Source organism: Bradyrhizobium sp. BR14999, from assembly GCF_056106085.1.
The window spans coordinates 5137781-5158690 of the sequence record NZ_CM148536.1; the positions used below are offsets into that span (position 1 = coordinate 5137781).

A 20910-nucleotide genomic window follows, 5' to 3' on the forward strand; every position below is an offset into this window, starting at 1 on the left:
AGCATCGTGGAGATGCGCGTCTTGCGGGTCGCGTTGCCGTTCAGCCGCAGCCGAACGGCTTGCGACGGATTGTGGTCCATACTCTGTGTTGCCGCCCCTCCAGCCTCAATCCGGCTTGGCGGCATTTGCGGTCAGGCGGTTACGCACGCCGGCTGCTTCAGCTTTGGTGAGGCCCACGCATCAGCTTCATGGCGTCTTCGATATGCCGCCAGGTCTTGGCCAGCTCGATCTCGCCCTTCGACTCGAGATCGATGGCGTTCTGGGCGGCTTCCGCAATGGCCTTGGGACCATGGGCTTCCAGCAACTGCCGCGCATAGTCGTGGATTTCGATTTCTCGCATGGCGTCACCTCCCTCTTGTCCCGGGCGCAACGCGAACGAAGTGCGGCCGGGACGATAGACGTCGACACCTGTCAAGCGCGGCTAGTCTGCATCCTGGTGCAGGCCCTCGCAAGGGCCCTTTCCGGAGCATGGGCCGCGAGGATTGGATGCGGCTTCTGTCGCGGCAACACGGCGCAGGTCGGAGGGATGCATTTTCTCAGCTGCGCCACCATCTAACCGGGAGAGAGGAGGTGAGCATTATGCGCATCCAACATTGGCAAGACGCTGCCAGCCTCCTGGTTGGCCTGTGGCTGGTTCTTTCGTCCTTTATCCTGGGCTTGTCCGGGGCGCCTGTCTGGGTCTCCATCGCACTCGGGCTCGGCGTCATGCTGTTTGCCATCGAGGCTCTTTTCATCCCGTCCTATCTGGAAGAATGGGGAGAAATGCTGGTGGGCCTGGCTCTGCTACTGGCACCTTGGACCATTGGCTATGAGCCGGTATCGGCAACGGTGAGCAGCGTGCTGTCCGGCATACTGGTGATCCTACTCGCTGTCTGGGAGCTGATGACCGATCGCGACTTCAGCACCTGGTGGCACGATCGTTGGCATCGACTGGCCGGCTGAGAAGAGGTGCTAGTCGGGCGCTTGCCGACCGCCATTTGCTGGCGGCCGGGAGTTCGAAATCGGCTCGCTCGGGCGCGGTGCCGATGGCAACGATCGGCACTGCGCCCCGACACGAACTCCGGTGCAGGGCCCCGCGGTCCTGCACCGGGATCAATCCATCACAATGCGGCTCTCGGCTCGATCGGCTCCCAGATGCTGATCTTGCGCGTTTCCGGCATCAGGAAGACGGCAAGCACGAAGCACACCGCAGGGACCACGATCGGATAAATCAGCGCATAGCCGATGCTGCCGGTCGCGGCGAATGCCGCCGACGTGATGAACGGCACCAATCCGCCACCCCAGCCATTGCCGATGTGATACGGCACCGAGACTGACGTATACCTGATCCTGGCGGGAAAGAATTCCGCCAGAAACGCGCCGACCGGCCCGTATACCATCCCGACATAGCAAACCAGGATGAAGATGATGAAGGTCGCGACCGGATAGTTGACGTTTCCGGGCTGCGTGACAGTCCCCAGCCACAGATACAGCGGATAGTACGTGATCGCGGCGAGCAGCATGCCGCCCAGGATCACCGGCTTGCGGCCGATCAGATCCGACAGCCAACCAAAGAGGATCAGGCTCGGCGTGGCAATGAGCAGTGCGGCGCCCACGATGTAGGCGGAGGTTAGCGGGTCCACCTTGGAGACCTGCTGCAGGAAGTACAGCGCCCAGAACTGACCGCTGTACCAGACCACGCCTTGTCCGATCAGGACCACAATCGCGATCCCGATGTATTTGATGTTCGAGCTGAGGAAAGCCTCCTTCCAAGGATTCCTCGTCATCTGGCCGCGGGACCTGATCTCCTGGAAGATCGGCGTTTCCTGGAGCTGGAGCCGGATGTAGATCGCGATCGCCACCAGCAGGAAGGACAGCAGGAACGGAACGCGCCAAGCCCATTCGTCGAAGGCCTGGTTGCCGGCATATGTCCGCGTGAGGATGATGACGGCCAGCGACACCACGATTCCGAGAGTAGGCGAGGTCTGCAGCCAGCCGGTATAATAGCCGCGTCGATCGTCCGGCACATGTTCGGCGACGTAGGTGATGGCGCCACCATATTCGCCGCCCAGGCACAGGCCCTGGATCATGCGCAGGCCGAAGAGGACGAACGCGGCCGTCAGACCAATCGACTGATAGGTCGGGATCAACCCGATCGCCCCCGTACCGAGTCCCATTCCGCTGAGCGTAATGAGAAAGGTGTATTTGCGGCCAACCCGGTCACCCATCCATCCGAACAGGAAGGCGCCTAGCGGACGGATGAGAAATCCTGCCGTGAAGAGCGCGATCGTGCTGAGGAGGGCGGCAACCGGGTGGGATTGCTCAAAGAACTTGACCGATAGAACTGCGGCCAGGCTGCCAAAGATGTAGAAATCATACCATTCGATGATGTTTCCCACCGATGCAGCGATGATCACGCGGCGAAAATCAGTCGGTACCTGCATGTGCGACTCCTATGGTTTCAAGACGTCTCCTCGCTTGTTTCAGCGATCGATCTTCTCGCGGGGAGAGCGTGATGCGCGGCGTCGCAGGCGCCAATTCAAAGAGTTGCGTCGGCAACGTCTGACTTCAGGCGCGCTTTCGCGCCACCTGAGAAGAGCTCCGGCGGCCTTAGAACCGCGAGCCACCACTGCCTTGCCCGTCCTGTCGGGGAGGCGGGGAACCGTAGTGTAATCCCACCTCGGGCCGGCAACTTATGAGACTTTCGGCTCAATCGATCTGTCGCGGGGCGTTTGCCAACGAGATCGCAAGGGCTCGAATACTTCGCGACTTCTGGTCAAAGACGTCTCAGGCGTTGCGAGCAATCCAGAAGAGATGCCAAGGCGGCGGTCGCCGTGACGATGGAGGGGAAAAGTAGGGTCCCGCCGCGTTCGTTCCTGATCCGTACCGCTATTCGCGCAGCCGCACGTTCCGGTAGCCTCCGCACCCGTCACGTAGCGTAAGGTGCAGGGGAATGGCGGAGCCGGGCCGGCCAGTGCGCTCCCAGGGAGTCGCAGGAACGTGGCCCGTTGGCCGCGTCACACCGGCTGGCGGCGTTGTGCCGGCGGGCTTTGGTGCGTGGCCCGCGATCGTCGAGACGCTGCGCGAATGGGCACGCGCTGAGGCCGGCGCCGGGCGGCTGTTGCCCTGGGTGCCCGTCGCCTTCGGCACCGGCATCGCGCTCTATTTCGCTGCCGATCACGAGCCCGTGCTGTGGGTCGTTGCCGCGACGGCGGCCGCGCTCATGCTCGGCGCCGTCCTGCTGCGGCGGAGCCGGCTGTTCGCGCCCGCGATCATGATCGCGGCGGTGGCGGCGGGTTTTGCCATGGCGACGTGGAAGACGGCGCGCATCGCCCATACCGTGCTGGCCAAGCCGCTCTATTCGGTGTCGCTGTCGGGCTTCGTCGAGACCCGCGACATCCGCGAGCGCACCGATCGCTTCATGCTGCGCGTTACCGCGATGGAGGCGCAGCGCAGCGACGTCAGGCTGGAGCGCGTGCGCCTGTCGGTGCGCAAGGGGACGGCGCCGGAGGTCGGCAGCTTCGTGCAACTGAAGGCGCGCTTGATGCCGCCGATCTCTCCCGTGCGCCCGGGCAGCTACGATTTCTCCCGCGACATGTTCTTCCAGTGCATCGGCGCCTCCGGCTTCGTGATGGGCGCGATCACCGCTTCAGTGCCGCCGGATGGCGGTGGCCTGCGGCTGCGCTACGCGGCCTTCATGCAGGGCCTGCGCGATGCGATCGACGCGCGCATCCGTGCGACGCTCGAGGGCGACAACCGTGCGATCGCGACCGCGCTGCTCACCGGACGGCGCGATGCGATCACCACGCCCGTCAACGACGCCATGTTCATCTCGGGGCTCGGCCATGTGCTGTCGATCTCCGGCTATCACATGGCGGTTGTCGCCGGTGTCGTGTTCTTCGCAGTGCGTGCGCTGCTGGCACTGATCCCGGGGCTGGCGGCGGGCTTTGCCATCAAGAAATGGTCGGCAGCTGCAGCGCTGGTGGCGGCCGCGTTCTATTTGCTGCTGTCAGGCGCGGAGGTCGCAACGCAAAGATCGTTTTTCATGACGGCGGTGGTGCTGATCGCGGTCATGGTGGATCGCCGCGCTATCACCTTCCGCACGCTGGCGGTGGCTGCGCTGATCGTGCTCGCGGTCGCGCCCGAAGCGCTGGTGCATCCGAGTTTTCAAATGTCCTTCGCCGCGACGCTCGGGCTGGTCGCGCTGGTGCAGATCGGCATGCCGAACCTGTTTGCCTCGCCGGACCATTCGGCGACCGCGCGCATCGCGCTATGGGGCGGCCGCGAGATCGCGATGCTGTTCCTGGCCTCGCTGATCGCGGGGCTTGCGACCACGCCCTACGCCGCCTTCCACTTCCACCGCGTCACGCCGTACGGTGTGCTCGCCAATCTCGGCGCGATGCCGGTGGTTTCGGCACTGGTGATGCCGGCGGGCCTGCTCGGACTGCTCGCGGCTCCCTTCGGGCTCGACGGCGTGTTCTGGTGGCTGATGGGGATCGGGATCGACTGGATGGTCGCGGTATCGCGCTGGGTGGCGGCACTGCCGGGCGCAATCGGCCGCATCCCCGCCTTCGGCATCGCGCCGCTGATCGCGGCAAGCCTCGGGATCATCGTGATGGGCCTGTTGCGCACACCCTTGCGCTGGTCTGGTGCGCTGATGTTGTTGGCTTCCATTGCCTGGGGGCTGTCGGTGCGGCAGCCCGACATCCTGATTGCCGGAGACGGCGCGAGCGTCGCGGTGCGCGGCCGGGACGGGCACCTGCATGTCATCCGGGCGAGCAAGGACGGCTTTCTGCTTAGGGAGTGGTTAGCTGCCGACGCCGATCCGCGCGACGCCGGGAGTAGCTCGCTGGCCGATGGCGTGTCGTGTGACGAGGCGGGCTGCGTGACGCCGCTCGACGACGGGCGGCTGGTTGCGCTTTCCTTGCGGATCGACGCGCTGGCTGATGATTGCAGCCGCGCCGCGCTGGTGGTGACGCGGCGGCCCGCGCCGCCGGATTGTGCGGCGATGGTGGTCGATCGGCAGCGTCTCACCAGTCAAGGCGCGCTGGCGTTGACGCAGCGTGGTGACGGTTTTGCAGTTCAAGCTGTGAGAGCGAGAGGCACAAGCCGCCCTTGGCTCCCGGCCGGCGCCGGCGAGGGTGATTTCGACGGGAGCCTTGCGCCGAAGGCGGCTACGGCCCGCAACCGGGACGCGACTCCGGCGGAGACCGACTTGCAGGCCGACGATTAAGGCCAGACGATTAAGAACAAATGCGAGGACTTGGTCCGGGTCCAACCGGACTTTCGCAGAACATAAATCATACCATCTCGCCGGCCTCGGCCGGCGATGGCATTTTCAATCCTGGCCCGACCTGGTGGCCAGGGACGGCTCAGCCGATCGGCAGACGCGTGATCGTCGGCCGGCTGTCGGCATCGATCTGCGGCTTGTGCTCGCGCTCGCCGACCGGCTGCGTCACCGGCAGTTGCAGCACGGTTGCGCGCTGGCCTTCGACGAGCTGCGTCACCAGCACGTATTTGCCGTCGGGGAATTCGATCGCGTCATGATGGCGATCGGGAACGTGCGGATCGATCTTGCCGAACTTGCCGACGCGGGAGTTGATCGTGCGCGTCCAGATCCAACGATTGTCGTAACGGACGTTGTCGGCGAAGGCGAGCTCCGTTCCCGGCAGCAGGCAGACGGCCACGGTCGGGTCGGCCGCGGAAGCAAAACCGCGCGTCGAGGTGCCGCGGAACGTTGTCGACACGATCGTCTCGCCGACTTCGGCGGGGCGCGATGCAACGGCATGCAGACTGTAGTCACACATCGGGTGCTCCTATTCGAAGATAGCAACCCGCGCCTCTTTCGGAGGCGCAAGCCTCTATCAGAGTGGAAGCACGTAACGTTCTGCTTGGTTGTGGGCGAATTTGCGGCTGGCGTCAGCAGGATGCGATCACATTATCTTTCCCGAATCCGATAGGAACAAAGTTCGCTTTAGTGCATTTGGCGGATGCGAGCGTCAGCGGCCTGCGGGCGCCGACCATCCGGAATATGGCCAACTCGGCTGTGGCTGTCGCGCGACGGCATTTCGGGCGCTACGGAATTGCTCGGTCGTTGTTGCGTGCGCCGACTTGCGGGGATGGTGCTGCGATTGTGCTGCGAATGCTTGCGCTGCCGATGCAGCGATCAGCATACTGGCGAACGCGCTCAAAACGATCTTGCGCATCGTTGTCTCCTCGATCTCTTGAGCCGCAAAGCGATGAGTGCTTCGGGCGGCATGTCGAGGACATAGCGCTGGGAGAGGGGCCAGATAATCTGCCCAAGATCAGAAAGACTATCCAGCTGGAGCGGACAATCCGTCCGCTCCAATCGGAATCATTGATATCGAATGACCGCTGGGTCGTCTCAGTACTTGCGGTACAGCCCGATCAGCTTGCCCTGAATCTTCACCCGGTTCGGCGGCAGGATGCGCACCTCGTAGGCGGCGTTGGCGGGTTCGAGCGCGATCGAGGCGCCGCGGCGGCGGAAGCGCTTGAGCGTCGCTTCCTCGTCGTCGATCAGCGCCACCACGATGTCGCCGGTATCGGCGCTCTCGTTGCGCTGGATCAGCGCCATGTCGCCGTCGAGGATGCCGGCCTCGACCATCGAATCGCCGCGCACTTCGAGCGCATAGTGTTCGCCCGAGCCGAGCATGTCGGGCGGCACGCTGATGGTGTGACTGCGGGTCTGCAACGCTTCGATCGGCGTACCGGCTGCGATGCGACCCATCACGGGCACCGCAACGGGACGCTCGCCCTCGTCGGCGGGCGGACTGGAGCTCGCGCGCACCTTGCCGAGATTGCCCTCGATGACGCTTGGCGTGAAGCCGCGGCGGTTGCCGGCGGCGGCCTGGAGCTCAGGCAGCTTGATCACCTCGATGGCGCGAGCGCGGTTGGGCAGGCGGCGGATGAAGCCGCGCTCCTCCAGCGCGGTGATCAGGCGATGGATGCCCGATTTCGAGCGCAGGTCGAGCGCATCCTTCATCTCGTCGAAGGAGGGCGGCACGCCGCTTTCCTTCAGACGTTCGCTGATGAACCGCAGAAGCTCGTATTGTTTGCGCGTTAACATCTCGACCAAAGTCCCCCGGTTGATGTCGTTCGATTCCGAGACGCTGAATTGGAGCGGCGAACCGCTACATCCTCGAAACAAATCATGAACGGACACTATATGTTCGATATGTGTTCCGCAACTGCTTAATTTACCGTGAACGCGACAAAGTTCGCGGAACACGTGTGGTGGTGCGCTCAGACGGGCAGGCGCAGCACCTCGCAAGGCGAGCCGGCTCCGGCTTTCGGCGCGAACGGTGCGCGCACGAGAAGTGCCTGCGCCGCAGCGAGATTCGCAAGCAGCGAGGAATCCTGGTGATTGACGGGAACGGCCACCAGCGTGCCGTCGTCGCGCTGTTCCAGACGTGCGCGAAGATAATCCGCGCGCATATCGTTTGCGCCCACATCGCGGCCGAGCACGGCGCGCTCATGGCGGTGATGAATCACGGATCGACCCGACACCGCACGAATCAGCGGGACCATGAACAGGAAGGCGCACACATAGGACGAGACCGGATTACCCGGCAGGCCGATCACGCGCATCGCGCCGAGCCGTCCATGCATCATTGGCTTGCCCGGGCGCATCGCAATCTTCCAGAACGCCATCGAGATACCTTCGTCCCTCAGCGCCTGCTGGACAAGATCGTGGTCGCCGACCGATGCACCGCCGGTCGTGACCAGGATGTCGGCGCCGCTCTCGCGGGCGCGGCGGATGCCGGCGGTGGTGGCCTCCAGCGTGTCGGCGGCAATGCCGAGGTCGATGGTGTCAGCCCCCTCGCTGCGGGCGAGCGCGTGCAGGGCATAGCCGTTGGAATAGACGATCTGGCCGCGGCCGGGCGTGGTGCCCGGCATCACCAGCTCGTCGCCGGTGGCGAGGATCGCGACCTTCGGACGGCGGCAGACGGCAAGCTGGGGGTGATTCATGGCGGCGGCGAGCGCGAGATCGCGCTCGGTGAGACGGGTTCCCTTGCGCAGGAGCGCGTCGCCTTCGGAGAAGTCGACGCCTGCGGGGCGGATGTGCCGACCGGGAATCGCGGCTTCCTTGATCGTGATGCGCTTGCCGTCCGCGACCGTATCCTCCTGGATCACGACGGCGTCGGCACCGTTGGGAACGACGCCGCCGGTGAAGATCCGCACGGCTTCGCCGGCGCCGACCGTTCCCGCGAACGGACGCCCCGCGGCTACCTCGCCAATCACCGTCAGCTGGGAATCGATCGCCCCCGCGTCGGCCGCGCGCACGGCATAACCATCCATCGCGGACATTGCTTCAGGCGGCTGCGTGCGCAGCGCCGCCACGTCGCGGGCGAGCACACGGTGGAAGGCCGCGTCGAGAGCAACCATTTCCTCGGCCAGAGGCTCCGCGCCGGCAAGCACGGCGGCAAGCGCATCGGAAACCGGCATGAGAGCCACGGCGAAAACTCCTGCTCGCGGACGAATTGGCAGGAAGCCTTCTAGCCGAGCGCGAGCGCAGAGGCAAAAGAGCAGCCGAGCGGGATGATCATCCCGACGACGCATTCGCAGGCAACGAAGGCGACGTCAGGCCCGGCGCGACATGATCTCCAGGACGAGGCAGATTGGTACCAGGGTGGCCATGGCTAGGACGACAATGACCAGAGCCACGGCCAGCATCGCGATCAACTCTGCGTCTGTTCGCCCGAACTGACGCCAGGCGTCACGTCCGGAGCTTTGGGGCCCTGATCCTTATCCGGCAGCGGATCGGCCTGTGATTTCAGGTCGGCGGCCTTGCTGATGAGCTTGGCGGAGAGGCGCGAATCCGAGGTGGTTCTGGCGAATTCGAGCAGCAGAGAGGCTTGCTTTGTGAGGTAGGCTTTGCCCAGCACGAGAATAGTCCGATGTAGAAGTCCCAACGGACTCATAGAGTCCGGAGGAAGTATTTCTGTTCCCGGAACTTTGTACAAAAATGCACAAAGTGATTTGGTTCCGCATCCCAAGCAGATTTGGTCCTCGGAACCCAACCAGATCCGGCCGGGGCGTCGGCAGTCAAATTCCCAACGCTCGCAAGACGTTGCCGACATCACCGGGCGAGGTGACATGCACCGCCGTCAATCCGCGCGCCCGCGCCCCTTCGACGTTCTCGGCAAGGTCGTCGAAAAACACGATTCGGCTGGCCGGCACGCCGATCGCCCTCACGACATGGTCGAACGCCTCCGGATCCGGTTTGCGCAGGCCGATGCTGGACGACAAATAGAGCTCGCGGAAATGCCCGAGCAGGTCCGCATATTCCTTCGAGAAATAGTCGACATGCGGCCGGTTGGTGTTGGAGAAGACATAGAGCGGCATCTGCTTTGCAGCGCGCGGCAAGAGCTCGGCGATGTCAGGCATCTCGCCGGCGAAGATCGCGTTCCATCCCTCCAGAAACTGCGCATCGGAAATGCCGATCCCGAGCGATGAACGCAGCGATTGGAAATAGTCCTCGTCGCTGATCTTGCCGACCTCGTGCAGCCGGTAGGCCTCGTCACGCACATAGCGCGCGACGATGGCCTCGGGCTGGCAGCCGGCATGTCCCGCCCAGCAGGCGATCGCCTTGGAGAAGTCGATGTCGAGCACCACGCGTCCGAGATCGAACAGGAGCGCATCGGCGCTGCCGGGAGAGAGCGAGGTCATCGTGTCCTTTCACTTCAGTATCGATAAGGGTCGTGGTCGAACAGCGGGAACGCGCTGAACACGCTCGGCGCATTCGTTGCGGTCGCCTGATGCAGGCAGGACTTGTCGACCTCGGCGAACGAGGTGGCACCCAAGAGGCCGAGGCAGCGCAGCACTTCATCTTCCAGCAGTTCCAGCATTCGCATCACGCCGGCTTCGCCGGCCGCCGCCAGCGCCCAGCATTGCAGCCGGCCGATGCCGACGATGTCGGCGCCTGCCGCGATCGCCTTGACGATGTCGGTGCCGCGGCAGAAGCCGCCATCGACCATGATCTTGGCGCGGCCCTTCACGGCCTCGACGATTTCAGGCAGCACATGCATGGCGCCGCGGCCATGATCGAGCTGACGGCCGCCATGGTTGGAGACGTAGATCCACTCGACACCATGATCGATCGCGATCTGTGCGTCCTCGGCGGTGGCAATGCCCTTCAGGATCAGCGGGATCCTGAATTTGTCCTTGATCATCTTCACGGTCCGCCATTCCAGACCCTTCTGGTAGTCACCGCCGGTCGCGCGCAGGCGGCTTTCGCGAACGTAGCGCTTGGCGATGTCACGTTCGCGACGGCTGTAATGGGCGGTGTCGACGGTCAGGCAGAATGCGGCATAGCCGTTCTTCTCGGAGCGGCTGACAACATCCGCGACGAAGGCATCGTCGCCGCGGACATAGAGCTGATAGAGCCGCAGCGCGTCGGGCGCGGCCTCGGCAGTCTTTTCCAGGCCGGGCTCGGACACCGAGCTCAACATGTGCGCCGCACCGAAGGTGCCAGCGGCACGCGCCACGCTTGCCGCACCGTCGGGATCGAATATCTCCAGCGCACCGACGGGGGCGAGCACCACCGGCAGCCGCATCCTGCGGCCGAGCTGCTCGACCGAGCCGTCGACTTTGCGAACATCGCGCAGCACGCGGGGGCGGAAGGCGATCTCGTCCAGCGCCATCCGGTTCCGGCGCATCGTGGTCTCGGTCTCGGCAGCGCCGACGATGTAGTCCCAGGCATTCTGGTTGAGGTTGGCGCGCGCTTTCCGGATGAATTCGTGCAGGTTCTGGAACGGCTCGTTGCTGGCGCCGAGTTCGACGTTCCTTTCCGGCCGGATGCGGGGCGCGTCGTTCATTGTTGTCCTCCCGAGAATTTGAAGTCTTATCGCCATCGCCTATCGCGTCTGGCCCTGCAAAACCATCCTAAAATCGCATAACTGCGAGGCGTGGGCGGCCGACCGATGTCCGCTTTGCGCAAAATGGTTTCGGAACGTTGCCAAAAGTTTAAGCCGCGGCGAAGGGATTTCTTCGCCGTACCGCCGGCACGGCGGGCCGGCCTTGAAGAAACCAGAATGGTGTTGTGAGACGTGACTTGGATCGCCATTTGCATGGCGGCTTCCAAGCCCGAGAGACAAGCCCTCAAGAGAACCGCTAAGCAAAAGGCCAGTCAATCCATGCGGAAAAACCTGCTGTTCCCCCTGGGCGCGCTCACGGGAGCGTGTCTGACCCTTCTGGTAGCCAGTCCCCACGGCGGCGTGTGGGCGGCACGGGCGGCGGCGAGCGCGGATGATGCCTATTCCCAGCTCAACTTGTTTGGCGCGGTGTTCGAGCGGGTCAAGGCGAACTATGTCGAGAAGCCCGACAATGCCAAGCTGATCGAAGGCGCGGTTACGGGCATGGTGACCTCGCTCGACCCGCATTCGCGCTACATGAACGCCAAGGCCTGGACCGAGATGCAGGAGACCACCTCCGGCGAGTTCGGCGGGCTCGGCATCGAGGTCACGATGGAGGATGGCCTCGTCAAGGTCGTCTCGCCGATCGACGATACGCCGGCCTCGAAGGCCGGCATCATGTCCGGCGACCTCATCAGCAAGATCGACGGCGAGGCCGTGCAGGGCATGACGCTCGAGCAGGCCGTCAACAAGATGAAGGGCCCGGTCGACACCAAGACCAAGCTCACCATCGTGCGCAAGGGCGCCGACGCGCCGCTCGACGTCGCGATCACCCGCGAGATCATCCATGTGCGCCCGGTGCGCTTCCACGTCGAGAACGGCGACATCGGCTATATCCGCATCACCTCGTTCAACGAGCAGACCACCGACGGCCTGAAGAAGGCGATCGCGTCGATCTCCAAACAGGTCCCGTCGGAGAAGCTCGCAGGCTACGTGATGGACCTGCGCAACAATCCAGGCGGTCTGCTCGACCAGGCCGTCTCGGTGTCGAGCGCATTCCTTCAGCGCGGCGAGGTCGTCTCGACCCGCGGGCGCAATCCGGAGGAGACCCAGCGCTTCACGGCACATGGCGGCGATCTCACCAAGGGCAAGCCGCTGGTCGTGCTGATCAACGGCGGTTCGGCCTCGGCCTCGGAGATCGTCTCCGGTGCGCTGCATGACCACAAGCGAGCGACGCTGATCGGTACGCGCTCGTTCGGCAAGGGCTCGGTGCAGACGATCATTCCGCTCGGCGCCGGCAACGGTGCGCTGGCGCTGACCACGGCGCGCTACTACACGCCGTCGGGCCGCTCGATCCAGGCCCAGGGCATCGCGCCCGACATCGAGATCCTCCAGGACGTGCCGCCCGAGCTGAAGGGCCGGATGGACACCATGGCGGAATCCCAGATGCGCGGGCATCTGTCGGCCGCCGACGGCACCGAGCAGACCGGGTCACAATCCTACGTCCCGCCGGAAGAGAAGGACGACAAAGCCCTGCATACGGCTTTCGACTTCTTGCACGGCGTCACCGCGAATGCGGTTGCCGCCAAGCCCGGGTCGAAGGCGGCGGTGCCGAACTAATTCTTGCGACGCCTCTGGACTCGCCCGGGAGTGGATCACCGCTCCCGGGCGATTTCGTTTGGGGCTGCCGTCTCAGCTCCGGTTCATGGCGGCAAACGTCGCCTCGTAGCGGCCGTCGCGCTCGGCCCAGCGGCGAGCGCGGTCACGCTCCTCCAGCACTTCATCGCGGGGATGAAGCCGTCAACCCGGAGGGATCAGGCCGTTCAGCCGAAAACCTAGCCCGCCTCGCGGCGGCGGATTTCCTCGCCACCGCGCTGGGCGAGACGGCTGCGATGCAGTGCGAACAGCTCCAGCATCTTGTCGGCGGGTTTCGCGGCGCTGAACAGATAGCCCTGCATCTCGGAACAGCCAAGCGCGCGAAGCAGGCGCTGCTGCTCTTCGGTCTCGACGCCCTCGGCCGTGGTGGTCATGCGGCGGGCGGCCGCGAGGTTGACGACGGCCTGGACGATGCTGGCGGAGCCGTCGGGGCCGGCGATGTCGTCGACGAAGCAGCGGTCGATCTTGATCTTGTCGAAGGGGAAGCGGTGCAGATAGCTCAGCGACGAATAGCCGGTGCCGAAATCGTCCAGCGCGATGCGCACGCCGATGGCGCGAAGCTGGTGCAGGATCGTGAGCGCTGCGTCGTCGTCACGGATCAGCACGGCCTCGGTGATTTCGAGCTCGAGCCGGCTCGCCGGCAAATTGGAAGCGGCGAGCGCTGCCATGATCTTCAGCGCCAGCGTGCCGCTCTTGAACTGCACGGGCGAGACGTTGACGGCGAGGCGAATGTCGTCGGGCCAGTTTGCTGCATCCCTGCAGGCGGTCGCCAGCACCCATTCGCCGATCTCGTTGATCAGGCCGGTGTCTTCGGCGATCGGGATGAATTCGGCCGGTGAGACCATGCCGCGCTCGGGATGGCGCCAGCGTACCAGCGCCTCGCATCCGGTGATGCGGTCGTCCTTCAGGCCGAGGCAGGGCTGATAATAGACCTCGAGGCCGCCATGAGCGATGGCGTGGCGCAGGTCGATCTCGAGCTGCCGCCGCTCGCGGACCTTGGCGTCCATCTCGTGCTCGAAGAAGCGATAGGTGCGGCGGCCGGCGGCTTTGGCCGCATACATCGCCATATCGGCATTCTTCAGGATCTGGTCCAGCGCGGTCCCGTGTCTCGGTGCAAGGGCGATGCCTATGCTGGCGTCCGTGGTGAGATGATGGCCCATGCAATCGAATGGCATGCGAATGGTCTCGAACACCCGTGCGACGAGCTCGTTGACCTCCTCCAGCGATGTTACTGCGCTCTGTACGATGGCGAATTCATCGCCGCCGAGCCGCGCCACGAAGTCCATTGGACCTGCGCAGCGGCGAAGGCTCTGTGCGACCGATTTCAACAGCTCGTCGCCGACGAGATGACCGAGTGCATCGTTGACGCCCTTGAACTCGTCGATGTCGATGTAGTGCACCGCGATCTCTTCGCCGTCGGCGATGGCACCCAGCTCTTCGCGCAGATGCTCGTGGAACATGGCGCGGTTGGGCAGGTCGGTCAGCGCGTCGTAATGGGCGAGGTGGGTGATGCGTTCCTCGGTCCGCCGGCGCTCGGTGATGTCCTCATGCGTCGCGACCCAGCCGCCGTCCGCGAGCGGTTCGTTGACGATCTGGATCGAGCGGCCGTCGGAGGTGTCGACCACCATGGAGTTGCGCAGGTGGATGTCGCGCAGCACGCGCGCAACGTAGTCGTCGACATTACCGGTGAACGAGCCCGTCGCTTTGCGATGGGCGATGATGTCGTGGAAGCTGCAACCGGGCTTCACGGTCTCGGCCGACAGTCCGTACATCTCGATGTAGCGCTGGTTGCAGATCACGAGCCGCCGCTCGGCGTCGAACAGCAGGAGGCCCTGCGTCATGTTGTTGACGGCGCGGTCGAGACGCTGCTTTTCCAGCGTCAGCCGTTTCCGCGAGAGGCGGTGCTGCTCCAGCAGCTTGCGTACGATCGCGATCAGCACGCCGGCGATGGCGAGCGCGGAAGAGGCGGCGACCGAGATCAGGATGCCGATCTGCTCGCGCCAGTCCGCCAGGGCCGCCGCGCGCGTCATGGTGGCCATGATCAGGATCGGAAAGTGGGGCAGGGCGCGCGAGGAGATCAGCCGGTCGTCGCCATCGATCGGGCTCACGAAGCGGCCGGCGAAGTGATCGAGCCCGAAAACCCTCTGATGCGAGAACGGGCCGGTCTTGAAATTCCGCCCCATCAATTCGCTGGATAGGGGATAGCGGGCGAGCAGCGTGCCGTCTCGATGCAGCATCGAGATCGACGCGCCTTCGCCGAGCACGACGGAAGCGAAGAACTTCTCGAAATTGGCGGGCTCGATGCCGCGCCCGACGGCGCCCAGGAACTCGCCGTTCGGTCCCAGGATCTTGCGGACGATCAGGATGGTCCAGGCGCCCGAGATGCGGCTGTGCAGCGGCTCGATCAGCACGTCAGGCGAATAGGGATCGTATTTGAAGGTGCGGAAATAGGCGCGATCGGCAACGTTCACGTTCGGGGCCGGCCATGCCGTCGACGAGTTGACCAGATTACCTTCGGCGTCGATGACGTTGACCCCGCCCATGTAGGGCAGCGCCTCGATCTTCGAGCGCAGCATCCGGTGGATGTCCTGGCCCGCGAGGCGCTTGCGATAATCCTCCGCATTATTGATGCCGGTGGCGCGGACGTGGTCGACGAAATCCTTCTGGATGACCGCGAAATCCTGCAATTGCTGGTCGAAATGATGGGCGAGCAACAGCACGGTGTTTTCCAGTTCGCGGCCGGAGTTGCGCAGCGCGCGTTCACGGAAATTCTGCGCCATCAGCGTCGCGCCGACGGCGATCGCCGCGATCAGCAGCGTGCCGCCAACCACCAGCCAGCGGATCGGTCCGCTGCGCGCGAAGGCCTGGTCAAAGAGGCGACTGCCGAATCTCGTCATCATGCTGGATCATTGCCGTGCACACGCCAGGATCAATTCTTGGCCCCGGAAACATCCGTTGGTTTACGGGAACGGTGTGGAGGCGAAGTTAGGAAGCGCGGTTAACGCGATATGAACGGCCGGGCACAAAGGCAACCGATGCGCGCGACGCAGGAGGTCGGTCGCTGAAATACGCGCTTCAGGCGCGGTAATGGCCGGACTTTCCGCCGAGCTTCTCGACGAGATGGATGCCCTCGATGCGCACGCCGCGCTCCACCGCCTTGATCATGTCGTAGATGGTGAGGCAGGCGACCGAGACCGCCGTGAGCGCCTCCATCTCGACGCCGGTGGAACCAGTGACCTTCACGCTGGCGCGGACGAGGCAGCCCGGCAGTTTCGCATCCGGCTCGATGTCGACCGTGACCTTCGACAGCGCGAGCGGATGGCAGAGCGGGATCAGCTCGGAGGTGCGCTTGGCCGCCATGATGCCGGCGATGCGCGCGGTGCCGAGCACGTCGCCCTTCTTGGCGTTGCCGGACACGATCAGATCGAGCGTCGCCTTGGTCATGATGACCCGGCCTTCCGCCACCGCAAGCCGCTCGGTCGCGGGCTTGTCCGACACGTCCACCATCCGCGCTTCGCCCGAGGCGCCGATATGGGTGAGGGCAGGGCCGGCCTTCTCGGACTTGGACTTGGAAGGCTTGCGCGCCATGTCAGCGCGTGCCCGTCGCGCGCGGTGCCGTCTCGCGCGCGAGCAGCGTGCGCGTGGCGGCGGTGACGTCGGCCTGCCGCATCAGGCTCTCGCCGACCAGGAAGGTCGACATACCGACGCGCTCGAGCCGCACAAGGTCTGCGGCTGTGAAGATGCCGCTCTCGCCGACCATCAGACGGTCCGCAGGGATCAGCGGCGCCAGCGCCTCGCTGGTCGCAAGCGTGGTCTCGAAGGTGCGCAAATTGCGGTTGTTGACGCCGATCATCGGCGAGCGAAGTTTCAGCGCGCGGTCGAGCTCGGCACGGTCGTGGATCTCGATCAGCACATCCATGCCATAGGCGAAGGCAGCATCTTCGAGATCCCGGGCGGTCGCATCGTCGAGCGCGGCCATGATGATCAGGATGCAATCGGCGCCATGCGCGCGAGCCTCCGCCACCTGATAGGTGTCGAACATGAAATCCTTGCGCAGCACCGGCAGTGACGTTGCCGCGCGCGCCGCCGCCATGAAGTCGAGATGGCCCTGGAACGACGGCGTGTCGGTCAGCACCGAAAGGCAGGCCGCGCCGCCGGCCTCATAGGCCCTGCCAAGCTTGGGCGGATCGAAATCGGCGCGGATCAATCCCTTCGACGGCGAGGCCTTCTTGATCTCGGCAATCAGCGCGTAGTCGCCATTGGCGTGCTTCGCCTTGATCGCGCGCATGAAGCCGCGCGGTGCGGCTTGCGCCTTGGCCTGTGCCTCGACAATCGAGAGCGGCTGCGCGCGCTTGGCCGCAGCAATCTCCTCGCGCTTGTAGGCTTCGATCTTGGTCAGGATATCCGACATGTCAGGCTCAGCCGTTCGAGACCGCGATCAGATGTTTAAGCCGCGCGCTTGCGGCGCCGCTGTCGAGCGACTTCGCGCCGATCGCAACGCCCTCCTTGAGATCCTTGGCGCGTCCGGCCACGACCAGCGCGGCGGCAGCGTTGATCAGCGCGACGTCGCGATAGGGGCTCGGCTTGCCGTCGAGGACGCTTTGCAGCGCGATCGCATTGGCCTCGGCGTCGCCTCCTTTGAGTGCGCCAGTCTCGCAGCGCGACAGGCCGGCCTCCTCCGGCGTCACCTCAAAATTCCGGATCTCGCCATTGTGGAGCGCGGAGACGAAGGTCGGGCCGGTCAGGGTGATCTCGTCGAGGCCATCGGAACCGTGCACCACCCAGGCGGATTCCGAGCCGAGGTTCTTGAGCACCTGCGCCAGCGGCTGCACCCATTGCCGCGAGAATACGCCGACCATCTGCCGCTTGACGCCGGCCGGATTGGACAGGGGGCCGAGCAGGTTGAAGATGGTGCGCGTGGCAAGCTCGACCCGGGTCGGGCCGACGTTCTTCATGGCGGGATGGTGGGCGGGGGCGAACATGAAGCCGATGCCGCATTCGCGCACGCAATGTCCGACCTGCTCGGGCCTGAGGTCGATCTTCACGCCGAGCGAGGCCAGCACGTCGGCGGCGCCCGAGCGCGAGGACAGCGCGCGGTTGCCGTGCTTGGCCACCGGCACGCCGGCGCCCGAGACGATGAAGGAGGCGCAGGTCGAGACATTGACCGAGCCGGAGCCGTCGCCGCCGGTGCCGACGATGTCGACGGCGTCAGGCGGCGCCGTCACGGCCAGCATCTTGGAGCGCATCGCCGTAACGGCGCCGGTGATCTCGTCCACGGTCTCGCCGCGCACCCTGAGCGCCATCAACAGGCCGCCCATCTGTGAGGGCGTGGCTTCGCCCGACATCATGGCGTCGAAGGCGGAGGCGGCTTCGTCACGCGACAGGCTGGCGCCGGTCGCCACTTTTCCAATGATCGATTTCAGGTCGTCCATCGCGTGCTTTCAACTCACTGGTTCGCGCCGGTCACCTGCGCGAAGGCGGCCTGATTAATGGTGGTCCCGATGTCGGTTTCAAGCTTGTTGACGTAGGAAGCGACCTGCTCCTCGGTCTGCGCGCGGTCGAGGCTGTCCTTCAGCTTCTTCACCGCGTCGGAAGCGGCGTCGACCACGGGTTCGACGATGTCGGTGACGCGGAAGACGATCACTTCGCTGCCGCCGCTCACGGGCGTCTGTCCGACGCCGTCCTTGGCGGTGCGGAAGGCGGCCGATACGACGGTTGCGGGTACGCCGGCAGGCGAGTCATCGCGCTTGAAGCCGGTCGCGGTCTCGACCTTGGCGCCGATCGCAGCAGCTTCATCGGCGAGCTTGCCGCCGGATTCGAGCTTCTGCACCATCTCGGTCGCCTTGGTCTTCAGCTTGGCCGCGACCTGGTCCTGGCGCCAGCGCGCCTCGATCTGGTCGCGGACCTCGTCGAGATTGCGGTCGCGCGAGGGCGTGATCGCGATGACGTCGTACCAGACAAAGCCGCCCTTGAACGAGATCGAGTCGTTGTCGACGCCGACGTCGGTGTTGAAGGCCTGCGACACCACGTCGAGGCCCTGCGGAATATTGGCGACCGGCTGGCCGTTCGGGGCGCGGCCTGAACGGTCGACGGCGTCGATGGTTACCGCCGTGAGCCCGAGCTTCTGCGCCGCGTCGATCACGCTGGAGCCGCCGCCGCGCTCGTCCTCCATCTTGTCGCGGAGATCGGCGACCTTGACGCGCGCGCGCTCGGTCGCGATCTCGCGCTTGATCTCACCCGCAACGCTTGCGTAGTCCGCTTCTTTGCCCGGCTCGATCTTGTCGACCTTGACGATCGCGACGCCAAGCCCGCCTTGGATCGGCTGGCTGATCTCGCCTGCAGGAAGCGCGAAGGCGGCATCGCCAACGGCGGGATCGAGCGAAGACTTGGTCACCAGCCCGAGATCGACGTCGGAGGCGCTCAGCCCGCGCTCCTTGCCGAGGTCCTCGAACGACATCCCGCCGACGAGGCGCTCGCGTGCGGTCTGCGCCTCCGCCACGTTGGGAAACACGATCTGCTGGATCTGGCGCTTCTCCGGCGTGCCGAGCCGGTCCTTGCGCTGGTCGAACACTTTCTTGGCGTCCTCGTCCGACACCTCGGACCACTTGCCGATCTCCTCCGGCGAGACCACGACGAAGGCGATCTTGCGATATTCGGGCGCGCGGAACTGGACCTTGTGATCCTCGAAATAGGCGGCGAGCGTCTCGGGCGAGGGCGCCTCGATCTGGCCTGCCTGCGCGGCGTCGAGCCTGACGAACTCAATGGCGCGCTGCTCGCTCTGGAAGCGCGTCAACGCATCGAGCATGGTTTTCGGCGGCTCGAGGCCGGCGCCGATCGTGCCGGTAATCTGCCGGCGCAGCGACACTTTGCGCTGCTCGGCGACGTAGCGCTGCTCGGTATAGCCGAAATTGCGGATCACGGCCTGGAAGCGGTTCGCATCGAAGTTGCCGCCGACGCCCTTGAAGTTGGGGTCGTTCATGATGACCTGGCGGATCTGGTCGTCGGACTGGCCGAGCCCGAGCCGGCGCGCCTCTTCGTCGATGGCGGCTTCGGCGATGGTCTGCTGGAGCACCTGGCGGTCGAGGCCGAAGGCACGCGCCTGATCGGGCGTCAGCGGACGGCCGAACTGGCGGCTGATCTGTTGCAAGCGGTCGGTGTAGATCTGGCGGAACTCGTTGAGCGAAATCTCGGTGCTGCCGATCCTGGCCACCGTGGACTGCCCGAAGCCGCGGAAGATGTCGGCGATGCCCCAAATGCCGAAACTGACGATCAACACGCCCATCACCACGGCCATAATGGTCTTGCCGAGCCAGTTTGATGAGGCCTTGCGCATTCCTCGAAGCATTTGGTCCAACTTGTTTGGCAGGAGGGGAACGGGAGCGCGTCTTAATGCAGATTCCGCAAAAGCGCGTCACCAAATTGATAGATCATCATAAAGTGGCGGCTTTCCCCCCGCAACCTCGCCTCATGCGGCGCCTCGAAGCTGCGGTTAAAAGCCCCTGGTCTCTGGAACTGCCGCGACAGCTCTGCTAGCGCATGCACAAACCTCATTTTGCTGGACATTGACATGACCGACGCCATCCGACCGCTGATCGCCGGCAACTGGAAGATGAACGGCCTGAAAGCCCAGGCTGCCGAATTCGACGCCATGCTCAACGGCGCGGCGGACGTGGCTGCCAAGGCCGACCTGCTGGTCTGCCCGCCCGCAACCCTGGTCGCCACCTTCGCCGACAAGGCGCGGGGCACGAAGGTCGCGGTGGGGGCCCAGGACTGCCATCCCAAGGCCTCCGGCGCCCATACCGGCGATGTCGCCGCCGAAATGCTGGTGGACGCGGGCGCAACCGCCATCATCGTCGGCCATTCCGAGCGGCGCGCCGACCACGGCGAGGGCGATGCCCTGGTCCGGCAGAAGGCCGAGGCAGCCTGGCGCGCCGGGGCGACGGCGATCGTCTGCATCGGCGAGACGCAAGGCCAGCGCGATGCCGGCCAAACCCTGGATATCCTGCGTGGCCAGCTCGACGGCTCGCTGCCGGACGGCTCCACCGCGGCCAATCTGGTCGTAGCCTATGAGCCGGTCTGGGCGATCGGCACAGGCCTGACCCCCACGTCCCAGGATGTCGAGCAAATTCATGGCTTTATCCGGGAGCTCCTGATTTCCCGGTTCAAGGCCGAGGGTGCCAAGATGCGGATCCTCTACGGCGGCTCGGTCAAGCCCTCGAATGCGGCCGAGCTGATGGCGGTGAAAAACGTCAACGGCGCGCTGGTCGGCGGCGCCAGCCTGAAGGCGGCCGATTTCCTTGCGATTGCCAAGGGCTGTCCCTAGCTCATTCAAACCGTTGGTCCGGGCCCGATCGGGGGTGGCAATACCCCCTCCGATCGTGTAACACCGCGCAACTTCAGG

At 64.8% G+C, this 20910-nt stretch carries 17 protein-coding genes; 4 read left to right on the forward strand and 13 right to left on the reverse strand.

Annotated features, from left to right (window positions below; all coding sequences use genetic code 11):
• Nucleotides 1-157: 157 nt before the first annotated feature.
• On the reverse strand, nucleotides 158-340 hold the full coding sequence (locus ACR9YP_RS23965; RefSeq protein WP_176945507.1) for a hypothetical protein: 183 nt from the start codon (nucleotides 338-340) through the stop codon (nucleotides 158-160).
• A 239-nt stretch (nucleotides 341-579) separates the two neighbouring features.
• Here ACR9YP_RS23965 and ACR9YP_RS23970 point away from each other — a divergent pair, with 239 nt between their 5' ends.
• Nucleotides 580-942: an SPW repeat domain-containing protein gene (locus ACR9YP_RS23970; protein ID WP_176945519.1), complete on the forward strand. Its 363-nt coding sequence runs from the start codon at nucleotides 580-582 to the stop codon at nucleotides 940-942.
• Between the two features lie 158 nt (nucleotides 943-1100).
• Here ACR9YP_RS23970 and ACR9YP_RS23975 read toward each other — a convergent pair whose 3' ends face one another.
• A complete protein-coding gene (locus ACR9YP_RS23975) occupies nucleotides 1101-2423 on the reverse strand; it encodes an MFS transporter (RefSeq protein ID WP_474217234.1) in 1323 nt (440 codons plus the stop codon).
• Between the two features lie 509 nt (nucleotides 2424-2932).
• Here ACR9YP_RS23975 and ACR9YP_RS23980 point away from each other — a divergent pair.
• Nucleotides 2933-5212: a ComEC/Rec2 family competence protein gene (locus ACR9YP_RS23980; protein WP_474217235.1), complete on the forward strand. Its 2280-nt coding sequence runs from the start codon at nucleotides 2933-2935 to the stop codon at nucleotides 5210-5212.
• A gap of 139 nt (nucleotides 5213-5351) precedes the next feature.
• On the opposite strand, the gene ACR9YP_RS23985 is transcribed toward ACR9YP_RS23980, so the two are convergent.
• The 6 genes from ACR9YP_RS23985 to ACR9YP_RS24010 all read right to left on the reverse strand — a co-directional run bounded on the left by ACR9YP_RS23985 (nucleotide 5352) and on the right by ACR9YP_RS24010 (nucleotide 10817).
• Nucleotides 5352-5786 carry a hypothetical protein gene (locus tag ACR9YP_RS23985; protein ID WP_370990056.1) on the reverse strand — a complete coding sequence of 145 codons (435 nt, stop codon included), beginning with the start codon at nucleotides 5784-5786 and terminating at the stop codon, nucleotides 5352-5354.
• A 578-nt stretch (nucleotides 5787-6364) separates the two neighbouring features.
• A complete protein-coding gene (gene lexA, locus ACR9YP_RS23990) occupies nucleotides 6365-7066 on the reverse strand; it encodes a transcriptional repressor LexA (protein WP_091886069.1) in 702 nt (233 codons plus the stop codon).
• 176 nt (nucleotides 7067-7242) lie between these two features.
• On the reverse strand, nucleotides 7243-8454 hold the full coding sequence (locus ACR9YP_RS23995; RefSeq protein ID WP_474217236.1) for a molybdopterin molybdotransferase MoeA: 1212 nt from the start codon (nucleotides 8452-8454) through the stop codon (nucleotides 7243-7245).
• Between the two features lie 224 nt (nucleotides 8455-8678).
• The gene (locus ACR9YP_RS24000; protein WP_370990054.1) at nucleotides 8679-8885 is read right to left on the reverse strand and encodes a hypothetical protein; all 207 of its coding nucleotides are present in this window, start codon (nucleotides 8883-8885) and stop codon (nucleotides 8679-8681) included.
• 160 nt (nucleotides 8886-9045) lie between these two features.
• Nucleotides 9046-9669: an HAD family hydrolase gene (locus tag ACR9YP_RS24005; RefSeq protein WP_474217237.1), complete on the reverse strand. Its 624-nt coding sequence runs from the start codon at nucleotides 9667-9669 to the stop codon at nucleotides 9046-9048.
• Between the two features lie 14 nt (nucleotides 9670-9683).
• Complete coding sequence (locus tag ACR9YP_RS24010; protein WP_091885725.1) at nucleotides 9684-10817, reverse strand: alpha-hydroxy acid oxidase; 1134 nt, start codon at nucleotides 10815-10817, stop codon at nucleotides 9684-9686.
• A 318-nt stretch (nucleotides 10818-11135) separates the two neighbouring features.
• Here ACR9YP_RS24010 and ACR9YP_RS24015 point away from each other — a divergent pair, with 318 nt between their 5' ends.
• Nucleotides 11136-12473: a S41 family peptidase gene (locus ACR9YP_RS24015; protein ID WP_474217238.1), complete on the forward strand. Its 1338-nt coding sequence runs from the start codon at nucleotides 11136-11138 to the stop codon at nucleotides 12471-12473.
• Nucleotides 12474-12688: 215 nt separating this feature from the next.
• Here ACR9YP_RS24015 and ACR9YP_RS24020 read toward each other — a convergent pair whose 3' ends face one another.
• The 5 genes from ACR9YP_RS24020 to ACR9YP_RS24040 form a co-directional block, all read right to left on the reverse strand.
• A complete protein-coding gene (locus tag ACR9YP_RS24020; RefSeq protein ID WP_474217239.1) occupies nucleotides 12689-15409 on the reverse strand; it encodes a bifunctional diguanylate cyclase/phosphodiesterase in 2721 nt (906 codons plus the stop codon).
• A gap of 175 nt (nucleotides 15410-15584) precedes the next feature.
• Entirely contained in the window at nucleotides 15585-16097 is a 513-nt protein-coding gene (gene moaC, locus ACR9YP_RS24025; protein WP_474217240.1) for a cyclic pyranopterin monophosphate synthase MoaC, read from the reverse strand.
• Between the two features lies 1 nt (nucleotide 16098).
• A complete protein-coding gene (gene trpC, locus ACR9YP_RS24030; RefSeq protein ID WP_474217241.1) occupies nucleotides 16099-16920 on the reverse strand; it encodes an indole-3-glycerol phosphate synthase TrpC in 822 nt (273 codons plus the stop codon).
• A gap of 7 nt (nucleotides 16921-16927) precedes the next feature.
• Nucleotides 16928-17941, reverse strand: a complete 1014-nt coding sequence (trpD, locus tag ACR9YP_RS24035; RefSeq protein WP_474217242.1) for an anthranilate phosphoribosyltransferase — start codon at nucleotides 17939-17941, stop codon at nucleotides 16928-16930.
• A 14-nt stretch (nucleotides 17942-17955) separates the two neighbouring features.
• Complete coding sequence (locus ACR9YP_RS24040; RefSeq protein ID WP_474217243.1) at nucleotides 17956-19854, reverse strand: SurA N-terminal domain-containing protein; 1899 nt, start codon at nucleotides 19852-19854, stop codon at nucleotides 17956-17958.
• Between the two features lie 222 nt (nucleotides 19855-20076).
• Here ACR9YP_RS24040 and tpiA point away from each other — a divergent pair, with 222 nt between their 5' ends.
• Nucleotides 20077-20832 (forward strand): triose-phosphate isomerase, encoded by a 756-nt coding sequence (tpiA, locus tag ACR9YP_RS24045; RefSeq protein WP_474217244.1) that lies wholly within the window; start codon nucleotides 20077-20079, stop codon nucleotides 20830-20832.
• The last annotated feature ends 78 nt before the right edge of the window (nucleotides 20833-20910 follow it).